Annotated in this window: 17 protein-coding genes and 4 tRNA genes; 17 read left to right on the top strand and 4 right to left on the bottom strand. The window is 69.7% G+C overall.

Annotated elements, in window-relative coordinates; all coding sequences use genetic code 11:
• Positions 1–58: 58 nt before the first annotated feature.
• From QM633_RS12680 to QM633_RS12670, 3 genes are read right to left on the bottom strand one after another with little or no spacing between them, the layout of a single operon-like run.
• A complete protein-coding gene (locus QM633_RS12680; protein WP_415154124.1) occupies positions 59–880 on the bottom strand; it encodes an exodeoxyribonuclease III in 822 nt (273 codons plus the stop codon).
• The gene (locus QM633_RS12675) at positions 880–1,908 is read right to left on the bottom strand and encodes an alanine racemase (protein ID WP_415154123.1); all 1,029 of its coding nucleotides are present in this window, start codon (positions 1,906–1,908) and stop codon (positions 880–882) included. Before QM633_RS12675 ends, QM633_RS12680 begins: the two co-directional genes overlap by 1 nt.
• Before the next feature lie 6 nt (positions 1,909–1,914).
• Positions 1,915–2,406 (bottom strand): YajQ family cyclic di-GMP-binding protein, encoded by a 492-nt coding sequence (locus QM633_RS12670; RefSeq protein ID WP_415154122.1) that lies wholly within the window; start codon positions 2,404–2,406, stop codon positions 1,915–1,917.
• 151 nt (positions 2,407–2,557) lie between these two features.
• On the opposite strand from QM633_RS12670, the gene QM633_RS12665 reads away from it, so the two are divergent.
• A tRNA-Tyr gene (locus QM633_RS12665) sits at positions 2,558–2,639 on the top strand.
• 320 nt (positions 2,640–2,959) lie between these two features.
• Here the strand turns inward: QM633_RS12665 and QM633_RS12660 are convergent.
• Complete coding sequence (locus QM633_RS12660) at positions 2,960–4,345, bottom strand: class II fumarate hydratase (RefSeq protein WP_415154121.1); 1,386 nt, start codon at positions 4,343–4,345, stop codon at positions 2,960–2,962.
• 109 nt (positions 4,346–4,454) lie between these two features.
• Between QM633_RS12660 and QM633_RS12655 the strand changes: the two genes are divergently transcribed.
• From QM633_RS12655 to rplL, 16 genes are all read left to right on the top strand, one after another.
• Complete coding sequence (locus QM633_RS12655) at positions 4,455–4,739, top strand: MGMT family protein (protein ID WP_415154125.1); 285 nt, start codon at positions 4,455–4,457, stop codon at positions 4,737–4,739.
• Positions 4,740–4,826: 87 nt separating this feature from the next.
• Positions 4,827–4,899 (top strand) — tRNA-Thr (locus QM633_RS12650).
• A gap of 59 nt (positions 4,900–4,958) precedes the next feature.
• Positions 4,959–5,034 (top strand) — tRNA-Met (locus QM633_RS12645).
• Between the two features lie 33 nt (positions 5,035–5,067).
• Positions 5,068–5,238, top strand: coding sequence for a 50S ribosomal protein L33 (rpmG, locus tag QM633_RS12640; protein WP_415154120.1), 171 nt, complete (start codon positions 5,068–5,070; stop codon positions 5,236–5,238).
• A 131-nt stretch (positions 5,239–5,369) separates the two neighbouring features.
• Positions 5,370–5,801, top strand: coding sequence for a MaoC family dehydratase N-terminal domain-containing protein (locus QM633_RS12635; RefSeq protein ID WP_415154119.1), 432 nt, complete (start codon positions 5,370–5,372; stop codon positions 5,799–5,801).
• Positions 5,798–6,208 carry a MaoC/PaaZ C-terminal domain-containing protein gene (locus QM633_RS12630; protein ID WP_415154118.1) on the top strand — a complete coding sequence of 137 codons (411 nt, stop codon included), beginning with the start codon at positions 5,798–5,800 and terminating at the stop codon, positions 6,206–6,208. The genes QM633_RS12635 and QM633_RS12630 overlap by 4 nt, the downstream gene beginning before the upstream one ends.
• Positions 6,201–7,232, top strand: a complete 1,032-nt coding sequence (locus QM633_RS12625) for a UDP-N-acetylmuramate dehydrogenase (protein ID WP_415154117.1) — start codon at positions 6,201–6,203, stop codon at positions 7,230–7,232. Before QM633_RS12630 ends, QM633_RS12625 begins: the two co-directional genes overlap by 8 nt.
• Before the next feature lie 35 nt (positions 7,233–7,267).
• On the top strand, positions 7,268–8,464 hold the full coding sequence (locus QM633_RS12620; protein ID WP_415154116.1) for an aromatic amino acid transaminase: 1,197 nt from the start codon (positions 7,268–7,270) through the stop codon (positions 8,462–8,464).
• A 229-nt stretch (positions 8,465–8,693) separates the two neighbouring features.
• Positions 8,694–10,775, top strand: coding sequence for a methionine--tRNA ligase (gene metG, locus QM633_RS12615; protein WP_415154115.1), 2,082 nt, complete (start codon positions 8,694–8,696; stop codon positions 10,773–10,775).
• Between the two features lie 104 nt (positions 10,776–10,879).
• Positions 10,880–10,952 (top strand) — tRNA-Trp (locus QM633_RS12610).
• 66 nt (positions 10,953–11,018) lie between these two features.
• Positions 11,019–11,447: a preprotein translocase subunit SecE gene (secE, locus tag QM633_RS12605; RefSeq protein ID WP_415154113.1), complete on the top strand. Its 429-nt coding sequence runs from the start codon at positions 11,019–11,021 to the stop codon at positions 11,445–11,447.
• A gap of 22 nt (positions 11,448–11,469) precedes the next feature.
• Entirely contained in the window at positions 11,470–12,291 is an 822-nt protein-coding gene (gene nusG, locus QM633_RS12600) for a transcription termination/antitermination protein NusG (protein WP_415154112.1), read from the top strand.
• A 72-nt stretch (positions 12,292–12,363) separates the two neighbouring features.
• Positions 12,364–12,795: a 50S ribosomal protein L11 gene (rplK, locus tag QM633_RS12595; RefSeq protein WP_415154111.1), complete on the top strand. Its 432-nt coding sequence runs from the start codon at positions 12,364–12,366 to the stop codon at positions 12,793–12,795.
• Between the two features lie 96 nt (positions 12,796–12,891).
• Positions 12,892–13,593 (top strand): 50S ribosomal protein L1, encoded by a 702-nt coding sequence (gene rplA, locus QM633_RS12590; protein WP_415154110.1) that lies wholly within the window; start codon positions 12,892–12,894, stop codon positions 13,591–13,593.
• Positions 13,594–13,895: 302 nt separating this feature from the next.
• Complete coding sequence (gene rplJ / locus QM633_RS12585; protein ID WP_415154109.1) at positions 13,896–14,486, top strand: 50S ribosomal protein L10; 591 nt, start codon at positions 13,896–13,898, stop codon at positions 14,484–14,486.
• Positions 14,487–14,509: 23 nt separating this feature from the next.
• Complete coding sequence (gene rplL / locus QM633_RS12580) at positions 14,510–14,908, top strand: 50S ribosomal protein L7/L12 (protein WP_415154108.1); 399 nt, start codon at positions 14,510–14,512, stop codon at positions 14,906–14,908.
• Positions 14,909–14,979: the final 71 nt, after the last annotated feature.

Here is a 14,979-nt window from a genome sequence, read left to right as displayed (position 1 = left end):
CGCGTGGCGTCTGGGCTCCCGCGGCCGCCTTTCGGAGGTGGGCGGGCAGGCATGCCTCTCAGCGGTCGGCGTAGTCGACGACGACGGGGGCGTGGTCGCTCAGTCTGGCCTCGTAGGACGCCGCCCGGTCCGTGCCTCCCGCGAGCGCGGCGCCGGCAAGGGCAGGGGTGGCCAGGTGGTAGTCGATCCGCCAGCCGGTGTCGTTGGTGAAGGCATTGCCCATCCAGCTCCACCACGAGTACGGACCGTCGGCGTCGGGGTGCAGCCGGCGGATCACGTCCACGAGTGTGCGCGGACCCAGGACCGAGCCGAGCCACTCCCTCTCCTCGGGGAGGAAACCGACGTTCTTCTGGTTGCTGCGCCAGTTGCGCAGGTCCTGCCGCGTATGGGCGATGTTGACGTCGCCCATCACCAGGAACTCCCTGCCTTCCCGCTTCGCCTTCAGCCGCGCTCGTGTGAGATAGGGACGGAACGCGCGCATGAACCGCAATTTGCGCTGGTAGCGGGCCAGTTCCTCGGGAGTGTCATCAGCGCGGCCGCCCTTCGGCAGGTACAGCGACCCCACCGTGAGCCGCCACCCGCACAGGTCGTAGTCGGCCTCCAGATAGCGTCCCTCGGCGTCGAACACCGCGCTGCCGAAGCCTTCCCTCACGGCGTCGGGAGGGGTCCGGCAGAGCAGGGCGACCCCGTTGCGACCGGCGCGGTCGCCGGGGTGGTAGGCGAAGTGGTACCCGGTGGAGGCCTCCAGCGGAACGAGGTCCTCCGGCGAGCGGACCTCCTGCAGCGCGACCAGGTCGGGCCCCCGCTGGACCAGCCAGTCGGCGAATCCGCGGCGGACGGCGGCCCGGATGCCGTTCACGTTGACGGTGGCGATCCGCATCAGCAGTTGCGCCCCCGCGCCGCGACCGGCAGCGTTCCGCCGCCGACCAGCCGGTAGGCGTCAGCGAGGTTCACCGCGGTGCAGACGTGGTTGGGGACGAGCAGTACCTGCTCGCCGTGCCGCGGCAGCGCTCCCGGCCACTCGATCGTCGAATGGTGTTCGCTGAGCGCGACGACTCGCGCCTCCGGCACCTCCAGGACGCGGCCGTAGCCGGTCGCCCACGGCGCCCGGTCAGCCCCCAGCGCCTTGCTGCCCGCATCCGTCACGACTCTCCCGCCGGCGTGGGAGACCACCGTCGCGGCGACGGTCAGCGCGACGTCCCCGAAGCCGATGGTGCCGAGTTCGACCTGCTGGGCGTCCCCGAACACGTAGACGCCCGGGCGCAGTTCGGTCAGGACGCCGGGTTCGACGAACCCTGCCGAGGGGGTCGAGCCGCCGCTCAGCACCTGTGCGGGCACGCCGTGCGCGGCCATCGTCCGTCCCGCTGCCGCCAGCGCCCCGGCCTCATCGGTCGCCGCCCTGCCGGTGCCGTCCGGGGCGTAACTGTGCCCGGGGAAGGTGAACGCACCGCGGACGACCAGCCCGAGGCCGGCCGCCCTGGCCGCGAGTTCTCCGGCGGACTCCGGAGGCACCCCCGTGCGGTGGTGGCCGGAGTCGACCTCGACCATCACCTCGACGGGTAGCCCGGCGAGATTGGCCGCCGCCTCCACCGAGTCGCAGCCGACGCTGAGTCGGGCACGCTCGCCGAGCGCCCTGAGCCGGTCGGCGGCGTCGGCGTCCACCCAGAGCGGATAGGCGATGAACAGGTCGTCGAAGCCGGCCCCGGCGAAGGCCTCGGCCTCACCGATGGTGGCCACGGTGAGCCCGGTCGCCCCGGCGCGCAGCTGGCGTTCGGCGATCTGCGGGCACTTGTGGGTCTTCGCGTGCGGACGGAGGCTCACCTGCCGCGCTGCCGCCGTGTCGGCCATCGCGGCGATGTTGCGGTCGAGGATCGCCTCGTCGAGCCTCAGGTAGGGTGTGCTGCCCACTCCCGGCTACCGGTAGTTGTCGAACTGGACGGCGAACTCGTAGTCCGCCTCGCGCACCAGCTTCTGGACGGCCTGGAGGTCGTCGCGCTTCTTGGAGAACACGCGCAGTTCCTCGCCCTGCACCTGCGTGCGGACCCCCTTGGGCCCCTCGTCGCGGATCAGTTTGGAGATCTTCTGTGCGTTCTCCCGGCTGATGCCCTGCCGCAGCGTCACGGTGAGCTTCCACAGCTTGCCGCTCAGCCGTGGCTCCCCGGCGTCCAGCGACTTCAGGTCGACCTTGCGTCGCACCAGCATGGTCTGGAACACGTCGAGGACCGCCTTGACCCGCTCCTCCCCGTTGGCCTCCATCTCGATCGCGTCGCCCGAGGCGCGGATCGAGGCGTCCGTCCCCTTGAAGTCGAAGCGGTTGCGCACCTCCTTGGCGGCCATGTTCAGAGCATTCTCGACCTCCTGGCGGTCCACCTTGCTGACGATGTCGAACGAGCTGTCTCCGGCCACTGCACACTCCTACCTCGGTGAGGTGTCCATGCCACCAGATCGGACGCGGTGCCGCAAACGCTCGGCGCCGAAAGGGGCGCTCGCAGGGCGCGCGACGGCCGGTTCGGCCGATTCGTCGGGCCCCGTCGGCTTTGCTACAGTATCGGGGCACGGCAGGTTGCCCGAGTGGCCAAAGGGAGCGGTCTGTAAAACCGTCGGCTCAGCCTACGTAGGTTCGAACCCTACACCTGCCACGCAGCATCACCCCTCGTCAGACGTTGTTCGACGAGGGGTGATGTGCTTTCGGTCGCAGCCGCGCCGGGCGCCAGCGGGGCTCTCCCCGGTCCGCCGGATGGACCTGCCCCCCTCGCCCGCGCTGCTGCCATAGGGTCCCGGCCATGCCTCCCGCGACACACCGGTCTGGCCGCCATCTGCGACTCGGCCTGGGGCATCGCGGCGGGTACGGCGCGGATCTGGTTCGCCGCCTCCGAGCGCCGGCTGCACCGGCTCAGTGCCGCCGGCGGGGGAGTGATGATCGCCCTCGGCCTGCGCACGGCCATCGCGGACTGAGGACTCAGCGTCCCGTCATCGTGGTGACGTCGAGGGCCTTCGCCAGCTGCTCCTCGGTGATCTCGCCACGCTCGACGTAGCCGAGGTCACGGACCGCGTCGGCCACGGTCAGGTTCGCCTTCACCGAGTGCTTGGCGATCTTCGCCGCCGCCTCGTAGCCGATGATCCGGTTCAGCGGGGTCACGATGGACGGGGACGACTCCGCCAACTGGCGGCATCGCTCAACGTTCGCGACCAGGCCGTCCACGCAGCGCCCGGCGAGCAGCCGGGACACGTTGCCGACCAGCGTGATCGACTCGAGCAGGTTGCGGGCCATCACCGGCAGCATCACCAACAGGTCGAAGTTGCCCTGGGCGCCGGCGAACGTGATCGCGGCGTCGTTGCCGATCACCTGGGCGGCCACCATGACGGTCGCCTCGGGCAGCACCGGGTTCACCTTGCCGGGCATGATCGAGCTTCCCGGCTGCAGGTCGGGCAGCGACAGTTCGCCGATGCCGGTGCGCGGGCCCGACCCCATCCAGCGCAGGTCGTTGGCGATCTTCACCAGCGAGACCGCCACCGTCCGGATCGCCCCCGAGGTCTCCACCAGGGAGTCCTGGGCGGCCTGCGCCTCGAAGTGGTTGTGCGCCTCGACCAGCGGCAGCCCGGTGTGCTCGGCGACCAGCTCGATCACCCGCGCCGAGAAGCCCGGCGGGGTGTTGATGCCGGTGCCGACCGCCGTGCCGCCCAGTGGCAGCTCGCACAGGCGGGGCAGCGCGGCCCTCACCCGCTCGATGCCGTAGCGCACCTGGGTGGCGTAGCCGGAGAACTCCTGGCCGAGCGTGATCGGCGTGGCGTCCATCAAGTGGGTGCGGCCGGACTTCACGATGTCGGCGAACTCGGTCGCCTTGCCCTCCAGCGCGGCCGCCAGCACGTCCAGCCCCGGCAGCAGGTCGTCCGTCACGGCCTGCACGGCGGCGATGTGGATCGAGGACGGGAAGACGTCGTTGGAGGACTGGGAGGCGTTCACATGGTCGTTGGGGTGCACCCGTTCGCCGAGGTGACGGGACGCGAGCGTGGCCACCACCTCGTTGGTGTTCATGTTGGACGAGGTCCCCGAGCCGGTCTGGAAGACGTCGATCGGGAACTGGTCGTCGTGCGCGCCCGCGATCACCTCGTCGGCCGCGGCCACGATCGCGTCGGCGACCGGCTGCGGCAGCACGCCCAGTTCGGCGTTCGCGATCGCGGCGGCGCGCTTGATCTGTCCGAGCGCCGCAATGTGGTGGCTGGACAGGCCGCGTCCGGAGATCGGGAAGTTCTCCACCGCGCGCTGGGTCTGGGCGGCGTAGAGGGCGTCGGCCGGAACCCGGACCTCACCCATGGTGTCGTGTTCGATACGGAATTCGGTCATCGTCGAGCTCCCTTCTGATCCCACCATAGGCCGCTGCCGTCCCGCCTCCCACCGGTCCCCACCGACTGGCCGGTGGGGCGGGGCTCGTAGAGTTCCGTGCGTGGCAACCATGGCGGAGCTGGCGGACAGCATCCTGATGGCCGCCGACGCGATCCCGGCCGGCTGCGTGAGCACCTACGGCGACATCGCCCGCATCGTCGGCTGCGGGCCACGGCTCGTCGCACGCGTCCTCGCCACGAGTGGCGGTGAGACCTGCTGGTGGCGGGTGGTCCGGGCCGACGGCTCGATCGCCCCGCACCTGGTCGCGGAGGGCTCACGCCTGCTCGCGGAGGAGGGTGTGCCGACCCGGGCGGGGCGCGTCGAGCTGGCCCGATTCCGGGCCGGACTGGACTGAACCCGCTCCCCGACGGGCACTTCGCCGCGCGGGGTGGCGGCGATTTGGGCGGCACGGTGGTCGTGGGGTAGTGTCAACCCCCGTCCGGCCCCTATAGCTCAGTCGGCAGAGCGTCTCCATGGTAAGGAGAAGGTCTGCGGTTCGATTCCGCATGGGGGCTCTGTGTTCGGATGGACGGAATTACCGCCCGTCCCCCAGGCAACTGGAAGTCCGAACGGGGGCGGGATAGCTCAGGCGGTAGAGCAAGCGGCTCATAATCGCTGTGTCGCGGGTTCAAGTCCCGCTCCCGCTACCAATGGTGTGGCTCACGTAGGAGAAGAGGAATCCGATGGCCAAGAAGGCAGCCGACGTCCGGCCCAAGATCACCTTGGCGTGCACGCAGTGCAAGGAACGGAACTACATCACCAAGAAGAACCGTCGCAACGATCCCGACCGGCTCGAGCTGAAGAAGTTCTGCCCGAAGTGCCACGCGCACACCGCGCACCGCGAGACCCGCTGACCGGTTCCTCCTGCCAGGCCGCCCACGGACGTGGGCGGCTTTGCTGCGTCTGACCCGGATCCGGGCCGAGCCAGGTGACACTCGCGGCCCGGGCAGGGTCGCGGACGCGGGCATGCCGTTAGCCTGTGCTCATGCCGATCAGCGAAGAGCACATCGGGCGCACCTACCCGGCCACCGCGCCGTACGAAGTGGGCCGCGCCAAGATCTCCGAGTTCGCCGCAGCGCTGGGGGACGCCGACAACCCCGCCTACTCCGGGCCCGAGGCGGTCGCACCGCCGACCTTCGCGGTCGTGCTCGCCTCCGCGGCGTGGGGCGCGATGTTCGACGACCCGGAACTCGGGCTGAGCCTGAGCCGCACCGTCCACGTCGACCAGAGGTTCACCTGGAACCGCCCGCTCCGGGCGGGCGAGTCGGTCACCGCCACCTTGACCATCGAGAAGGTGCGCGCCCGCGGCGCCACCGCGATCATCGGGATCGCCGTCGCCCTGTCCAGCACCGACGGGGAGCCGCTGTGCACGGCGAGCTCCACCCTGATGCACACCAGCGAGGGGGAGGCGGCATGAGCCCGCTGGCAGCCGAGGTCGGGCAGGTCCTGCCCGGCTTCTCCCGCACGCTCACCCGTGCCGACCTCGTCCGTTACGCCGGCGCGTCCGGCGACTTCAACCCCATCCACTGGTCCGACGCGGCGGCTGCTGCGCTCGGTCTGCCCGACGTGATCGCCCACGGCATGCTCACCATGGGCACGGCCCTGCGGGTGGTCACCGACTGGGCCGGCGACGTCGCGCGCGTCCGCAGTTACTCGGTGCGGTTCACCAAGCCCGTGGTGGTGGCCGCCGAGACGGGCGCGGTCGTCGTGTTCGGCGGCACGATCACCAAGGTCGAGGACGGGGTGGCCACGGTCGCCATCGAGGCCACCTGCGGCGAGGCGAAGGTGCTCGGCGCTGCCGTGGCGGAGGTCGACCTTGGCTGAGCTCCTCGCCAACCACACCACGCTGCGGGTGGGCGGACCGGCGAGGACCTGGCTCGCACCGGAGACGGAGGCGGACCTGATCGACGTTGTCCGCAGCGCGGACGAACGGGGCGAGCCACTGCTCGTCCTGGGTGGAGGCTCGAACGTTGTCGTCTCCGACGCGGGGTTCGACGGCACGGTCGTGCACACGTCAGGCCTGCGCGGCATCCACACCGACGACGTGGCGGCCTGCTCGGGCGCGTTCCTGAGCGTGGCCGCCGGCGAGCCATGGGACGGCTTCGTCGCGGCGACCGTCGGATCCCGTCAGGTCGGCATCGAGGCGCTGTCGGGGATTCCCGGCCTGGTGGGTGCCACGCCGATCCAGAACGTCGGTGCGTACGGGCAGGAGGTTGCCCAGTCCATCGCGCGCGTCCGCGTGTTCGACCGCCAGCAGAAGGCGGTCGTGACCCGGTTCGCCGCCGACTGCCACTTCGGCTACCGGTGGTCGGTCTTCAAGGCACTGCCCGATCGATTCGTCGTGCTCTCGGTGAGTTTCCAGTTCCGGCTCGGCGGCCTGTCGATGCCGGTCCGGTACCTGGAGCTCGCCCGCAGTCTGGGCATCGAGCCGGGAGAGCGCGCGCCGATGTCCGACGTCCGTGAGGCCGTCCTCGCGCTGCGACGCAGCAAGGGCATGGTGCTGGACGCGGAGGACCGCGACACCTGGAGCGCGGGCAGCTTCTTCACCAACCCTGTGCTCGACGCCGCGGCCGCGGACCGGCTGCCTGCCGACGCGCCGCGCTACCCGCAGCCCGACGGGAGGGTGAAGACCAGCGCCGCCTGGCTGATCGAGCACGCCGGCTTCAGCCGTGGCTACGGCGCGGGGCTCGCCCGGGTCTCCGGCAAGCACTCCCTGGCGATCACCAACCGCGGCGGTGCGACGGCGCAGGACGTGCTCGCGCTCGCGCGACAGATCCGGGACGGGGTCTGGCACAGCTATGCCGTCCGGCTGGAACCCGAGCCCGTCCTGGTGGGGGTCTCGTTCTAGACTGACCGGCGGCCCCGACCGTGAAAGAGGCACCCGTGAGCATCCTGACCACCCTTCCCCTGGCGCCGCGCGACCCGATCCTCGGCCTGACCGAGGCGTTCGTGGCCGACACCCGGTCGGAGAAGGTGAATCTCGGCGTCGGGGTGTACCTGGGCGAGGACGGGAAGATCCCGCTTCTGGAATGCGTCCGCGCCGCGGAGGCCAGGCTGGCCGAGAACCCCGCGCCCCGCGGCTACCTCCCGATCGACGGCCTGCCCGCCTACACCAGGTCCGTCCGCGATCTCGTGTTCGGGCCTGGTTCTGCCGCCGTCGCCGACGGACGCGTGGTCACCGTGCAGGGCCTGGGTGGGACGGGCGCGCTGAAGATCGGCGCGGAGTTCCTCAAGCGCACCGACGCGCTGCCGACCGTCCTCATCTCCGACCCGTCGTGGGAGAACCACGAGGCGCTGTTCAGCCGGGCCGGCTACGACGTCCGTCCGTACCGCTACTACGCGCCGGCGAAGGGCGGTGTGGACCTCGACGGCATGCTCGCCGACCTGGCCGCCGCCCCGCCGGGAACGGTCGTCGTCCTGCACGCCTGCTGCCACAACCCGACCGGCTACGACCTGACCGAGGAGAACTGGGCCGAGGTCGCCCGGGTCGTCGCCGAGGCCGGGCTGGTGCCGTTCCTCGACATGGCCTATCAGGGCTTCGCGGAGGGCATCGCGGCCGACGGGGCGGTGGTCGCGCGCTTCGCCGAACTCGGGATCCCCGTGCTGGTCGCGTCCTCGTTCTCGAAGAGCTTCAGCCTCTACGGGGAACGGGTGGGGGGCCTGAGTGTGGTCGCCGCGGACGCCGACGAGGCGGCGCGGGCGCTGTCCCAGCTGAAGGTCACGATCCGCACGACGTACTCCAACCCGCCCACCCACGGGGCGGCGGTCGTCGCCGCCGTGCTCGCCGACCCGGATCTGCGTGCACAGTGGGAGTCGGAGCTGGAGGGGATGCGGCTGCGGATCCGCTCGATGCGGGTCGCGCTGGTGGATGCGCTGGCCGCGGCGGGGGCGTCCACCGATTTCGGTTTCATCGCCCGCCAGGTCGGCATGTTCAGCTACACCGGCCTTTCCGCGGCCCAGATGCAGGCGCTGCGCACCGATCATGCGGTGTACGGCACCGACGCCGGACGGATCTGCGTCGCAGCGCTGAACCCGGGCAACGTCGAGCGGGTCGCCGCGGCCGTCGCCGCCGTCATTTAGGGCACGCGGGCGGGGACGGGATCCCTGACGCGATCCGGCCAATCTGTGTTTCCCATCCGCCTCTCCTGTCACAGCGGGGCTCTCCAGTGGCCGGATCACGACATCGGCGATCACCCACCCCGGCCCGGGCCGAAAGAGGTCGTCCCGCTGCGGCCACGAAGCCCCGCACCCAGGGCCAGTGGCTGATCCGGTTGGCGCCGGAGTTGCCCGGGAATCTAGGCTTCGAGGAATGACCCGGACGTTGTTCGTCACCACAGCCCTGCCCTACGCCAACGCGCCCTTCCACATCGGCCACATGATGGAGTACATCCAGGCCGACATCTGGGTGCGGTATCAGCGGATGCGCGGCGCGGAGGTCTACTTCGTCGGTGCGGACGACGCCCACGGCGCCCCGATCATGATCGCCGCGGAGAAGGCCGGCCTGACTCCGCAGGAGTTCGTCGCGGGCATCGCGTCCGGCCGGAAGGCCTATCTGGACGGCTTCGGCATCTCCTTCGACAACTGGCACTCCACCGACAGCCCGGAGAACACCGCGCTCGCGCAGTCGATCTACCTGGCCCTGAAGGACAACGGGTTGATCGACACCCACGTCGTCGAGCAGTTCTACGATCCGGTGAAGGCCATGTTCCTGCCCGATCGCTACATCAAGGGCGAGTGTCCCAAGTGCGGTGCGGCCGACCAGTACGGCGACTCCTGCGAGGTGTGCGGCAGCGTCTACGCGCCGACCGACCTGAAGAACCCCTACTCCGCGCTGTCCGGGGCCGTGCCGGAGCTGCGCTCCAGCGAGCACTTCTTCTTCCGGCTGTCCGACCCCCGCTGCGTGGCCTTCCTCGAGGAGTGGACGCAGGACGGCCGGCTGCAGCCCGAGGTGGCCAACAAGGTGAAGGAGTGGTTCGTCCGCGACGAGCAGGGCGACCCCGGCCTGTCCGACTGGGACATCTCGCGTGACGCGCCCTACTTCGGCATCGAGATCCCCGACGCCCCCGGCAAGTACTTCTACGTCTGGCTGGACGCGCCGATCGGCTACCTGGCCTCGCTGGCGAACCTGTTCGCGAAGCGCGGCGAGGACGTCGACGGGTTCCTCGCCCGCCCGGAGGTCGAGCAGGTCCACTTCATCGGCAAGGACATCGTGTACTTCCACACGCTGTTCTGGCCGGCGATGCTGAAGTTCTCCGGGCGCAAGGTGCCCGACAACGTCTTCGTGCACGGCTTCATCACTGTGAGCGAGGAGAAGATGAGCAAGAGCCGCGGCACCGGTATCAGCCCGCTGCGCTACCTCGAGCTGGGGCTCAATCCGGACTGGCTGCGCTACTACATCGCGGCCAAGCTGAACTCGCACGTCGAGGACCTCGACTTCACCCCGGATGACTTCGTCACCCGCGTCAACGCCGATCTGGTCGGCAAGTACGTGAACATCGCGGCCCGCTTGTCCGGCTTCCTGACCAAACGGTTCGACGGCCGGCTGGCCACCGACCTCGGTGAGGACGGCCGCGCGCTGCTCGCCCAGCTGCACGGCAGGGTGGACGCGGTCGCGGAGCTCTACGAGACCCGGGAGTTCGGTAAGGCGCTGCGCGAGGTGATGGCTCTCGCCGACCGGGTGAACGAGTATGTCGAGCGGCACAAGCCGTGGGACCTGGCGAAGGCCGAGGGCGGCGAGGCCGAGCTGCACCGGGCGTGCAGCACCGGAATCGAGGCGTTCCGCGTCCTCAGCGTCCTGCTCGCCCCCGTGGTGCCTGCGGTGGCAGCCGGCGTGGCCGCCTTCCTCGGAGTTCCCGAGTTCACCTGGCAGGACGCCACGCGTCCGCTCGGAGAGCACGTGATCGGCCGCTACTCCCACCTCATGCAGCGGGTCGACCCGGCCTCCATGGCCGCGCTGTTCGAGCCCGCGTCGCTGCCGGCGGGCGAGCCCGCCGCTGACGCCGAGGCCGGCGCCGGGTCCGACGAGCCACCGGGCGGCGAGGCGATCAGCGAGCAGATCACGATCGACGACTTCAGCAGGGTGGACCTCAGGGTGGCCCGAATCGTCGCAGCGGAGTCGGTCGAGGGCGCGAAGAAGCTGCTCCGGCTCACCCTCGACGCGGGGGAGGGCCGTACCCGGCAGGTGTTCTCCGGGATCGCCGGCACGCACGACCCGGCCGTCCTCGTCGGACGCCTCACGGTGCTCGTGGCCAACCTGGCGCCCCGCACGATGCGCTTCGGTGTGAGCGAGGGCATGGTCCTCGCCGCGGCGCACGGTGAGGAGAAGACCCATCCGGGAATCTTCCTGCTGGAGGCGGAGGAGGGGGCGTCCCCGGGCCTGCGCGTGCGCTGAGCCCGGTTCGACTTCCCCCGCAGGTTCCACGTACAATCCTGTACTTGGTGACCATCACCTGCTCGGCCATGCCCACAGGCATCGGCGGGCGGTGCGGACACCGAAGGGCAATAGCTCAACTGGCAGAGCAGCGGTCTCCAAAACCGCAGGTTGGGGGTTCAAGTCCCTCTTGCCCTGCTGGACAGGCCGTCACACCGACGACCGGCCAGCACCACCGAAGTAGCGACGAGTAAGGACGGCCCTGTGGCGGACGAACCGGAGTTGGCAGACGCCGACGTCCCCAGCGACCCCACCGCCGATGAGCTCGACCTGGAGGCCATGGGTCTGGACGACGTCGAGGTGAGCGAGGAGGAGCAGGTCGCCATGGCGGCCGCCAGCGCCCGTCCGGTGCGGAAGGCCGCGGCCGGCGGCGATGACCTGGCGGTGTCCACCGGCAAGGGTCGGGCCACTCCGAAGCAGCGTCGCGCCCGGCCGGGCGAGGAGCATCAGCGGACCACGCCGGCCCAGTTCGTCCGCGAGTCCGTTTCGGAGCTGAAGAAGGTCGTCTGGCCGACCGGCAGCCAGCTGCAGCAGTACTTCGTCGTCGTCCTGGTGTTCGTGCTGATCATGATCGGCATCGTCGCGCTGCTCGACCTCGGGTTCGGCTGGCTGATGCTCAAGGCCCTGGGCTGACCGACGAGGAAGTGAGTAGGCATTGACTGAGAACAACGCGCCCTCCGACGACTTCGGCACACCCGTGCCGGACGACTTCGAGATCGACCTCGGTGTTCCCGAGGCGCCGGCCGAGGACGACATCGAGCTGAATCTCGACTTCGGCGGCCCGGTGGAGACCGAGGCCGACGACCTGCTGCTCGACCTCGGCGAGGACGAGTCCGAGCCCGAACCGGAGCCGGTCGTCCCGGACGCCGACGAGGAGGCCGTGCTGGAGGAACTGCGCCAGCAGCTGCGCAGCCAGGTGGGGGACTGGTATGTCATCCACACCTACTCCGGCATGGAGAACCGGGTGAAGCAGAACCTGGACAACCGGGTGAAGACGCTCGGCATGGAGGACTACATCTACGAAGCCGTTGTGCCCACCGAGGAGGTCATCGAGACCCGCAACGGTGCGCGCAAGTCGGTCACGCGGACGGTGCTCCCCGGGTACGTGCTGGTCCGGATGGACCTGACCGACGCGTCCTGGGCCGCCGTGCGGCACACGCCGTCGGTGACGGGCTTCGTCGCTCACGCGAGCGCTCCGGTGCCGCTGAGCCTGGAGGAGGTCGAGAAGATGCTCGCCCCGGCCGCGCTGGCCAGGGCCGCCGCCGCCTCGGCAGGCAGCAGGCCGAGGAGCAGGAAGATCGAGATCGCCGACTTCAAGGTCGGGGACTCGGTCATGGTGGTCCAGGGCCCCTTCGCCGGGGTGCACGCGACCATCACCGAGATCAATGCGAACAGCCAGCGACTCAAGGCGCTGGTCGAGATCCTCGGCCGGGAGACCCCGGTCGATCTGACCCTCGGCCAGATCCAGAAGGTCTAGCGACGCGCATGGCCGCCGGCCACCGTGGCCGGCGGTGCGGAAGAAGAACCAACGAGAAGGACCCAACCAACAATGCCTCCCAAGAAGAAAGTGGCCGCCATCGTCAAGGTGGCCCTGAACGCGGGCGCAGCCACCCCTGCCCCGCCGGTCGGCACCGCGCTCGGCCCGCACGGCGTGAACATCATGGAGTTCTGCAAGCGGTACAACGCCGAGACCGAGGCCATGCGTGGCACGATCATCCCGGTCGAGATCACGATCTACGAGGACCGCACCTTCACCTTCATCACGAAGACCCCGCCGGCCGCGGAACTGATCAAGAAGGCTGCCGGGCTGAAGAGTGGCTCGGCGCGTCCGCACAAGGACAAGGTGGGCTCGCTCACCGCCGACCAGGTGCGTGAGATCGCCACCACCAAGCTGCCGGACCTCAATGCCAACGACATCGAGGCCGCCATGAAGATCGTCGCCGGCACCGCCCGCTCCATGGGCGTCACCGTCGAGTCCTGATCCACACCTGAACAGAATCAGTGGGAGGGCCGGCTGGGCCCGCACCACGACTGGCACCCGGCCCACGCGAGGGCCGAGACGAACAAGGAGACCAGCATGAAGCGCAGCAAGGCCTACCGGGCCGCGAGCGAGAACGTCGACGAGAACCAGCTGTACAGCCCCGAGGCTGCCCTGGGCATCGTCAAGAAGAACGCCTCTGCGAAGTTCGACGAGACGGTGGAGGTCGCCCTCCGCCTCGGCGTCGACCCCCGCAAGGCCGACCAGATGGTGCGTGGCACCGTGAACCTTCCCCACGGCACCGGCAAGACGGCAAGGGTCCTCGTCTTCGCCACCGGTGAGAAGGCCAACGACGCGCTGGCGGCGGGCGCCGACGAGGTGGGCGCCGACGAGCTCATCGACAAGATCGCCGGCGGCTACCTCGACTTCGACGCGGTGGTCGCCACGCCCGACCTGATGGGCAAGGTCGGCCGGCTCGGTCGCGTTCTCGGCCCCCGTGGCCTGATGCCGAACCCGAAGACCGGCACCGTGACGATGGACGTGGCCAAGGCCGTCTCCGACATCAAGGGCGGCAAGATCGAGTTCCGCGTCGACCGGCACGCCAACCTCCACTTCATCGTGGGCAAGGCGTCGTTCACCGAGCAGCAGCTGGTGGAGAACTACTTCGCCGCGTTCGACGAGGTCATGCGGCTCAAGCCGAGCGCGTCGAAGGGCCGCTACGTGAAGAAGGCGACCATCGCCTCCACGATGGGCCCGGGTGTCCCGGTCGATCCCACCAAGGTGAAGTCGGTCGCCGAGTAGTCCATCCAGACCGCAGAACGCCTCCGTTCCGCATCGGGTCGCCTCCGCCGCAGGGTGGGGTGCTCGAGGCAGGCGGGGGCGTTCGCCGTCTCCGGGCCGATTTGGCTACCGGCGGGGCCTGCCGGTAGCCTTGGACCTACCGAAGACCGCTGGTTCTCGTCCTGGTTCGCCAGGCAAGGCAAATCCCGCGCAGGTGAAACCTGAATCGCTCGCACGAGTCGTTCGCCCTGGTTGCCTGTGCACCGGGGCTTTTCCTTTCCCCAGCAGTCGAGGGTGACACATCAGATGTGGGAAGGAGAACCATGGCGAGGCCGGACAAGGCAGCCGACGTGGCGGAGCTGACTGAGGCTTTCAGCACCTCCGCTGCCGCTGTGCTGACCGAGTACCGCGGACTCACCGTCAAGGACCTGAAGGCACTGCGCCGGTCCCTGGGTGAGGACGCCACCTACGCCGTGACGAAGAACACGCTGACCATGATCGCCGCCCGCGAAGCGGGCATCGAGGGACTCGACGACAAGCTCGCCGGCCCGACCGCGATCGCCTTCATCCGCGGTGACGTTGCCACCGTGGCGAAGGGTCTGCGCGACTTCGCCAAGGCGAACCCGCTGCTGGTGATCAAGGGTGGCGTCATGGACGGTCGCGTCCTCGACGCCGATTCGGTCAAGAAGCTGGCCGATCTCGAGTCCCGCGAGGTCCTGCTCGCGAAGCTCGCCGGTGCGATGAACGGCAACCTGGCCAAGGCTGTGGGGCTCTTCGCCGCACCGCTGTCGCAGGCCGCTCGCGCGCTGGCCGCCCTGAAGTCCCAGAAGCAGGCCGGGGATGACGCCCCGGCAACCGATGCAGCACCCGCTGCTGAGGCCACCACCGACGCGGCTGACGCTGCATCAGAGTAAGAAGAAGAGAAAGGACGCCGACAATGGCGAAGCTCACTACTGACGAGCTCCTTGACGCCTTCAAGGAGATGACCCTGATCGAGCTCTCCGAGTTCGTGAAGCTGTTCGAGGACACCTTCGGTGTCACCGCTGCCGCTCCGGTGGCCGTGGCCGCCGCGGCTCCCGCCGCGGGTGGCGGCGACGCCGGCGCCGCCGAGGAGGTCGAGGAGTCCTCCGAGGTGGACGTGATCCTCGATTCCGCGGGCGACAAGAAGATCCAGGTCATCAAGGAGGTGCGTGCGCTCACCAACCTCGGCCTGAAGGAGGCCAAGGATCTGGTCGAGGCCGCCCCGAAGGTCGTCCTGGAGAAGGTCGCGCGCGACGCGGCCGCCAAGGCCAAGGAGTCCCTCGAGGCCGCCGGTGCCTCGGTCACCATCAAGTGACCAGCTGACACCAGCCAGCAGAAGGGGGGGGGGGGGGGGCCGCGGCGCCCCCCCCCGCGGGCAGCCCGGGG

It is taken from the genome of Propionicimonas sp. (assembly GCF_047606205.1).
GTDB lineage: Bacteria > Actinomycetota > Actinomycetes > Propionibacteriales > Propionibacteriaceae > Propionicimonas.
This window is presented reverse-complemented; position numbering and strand designations above follow the sequence as displayed.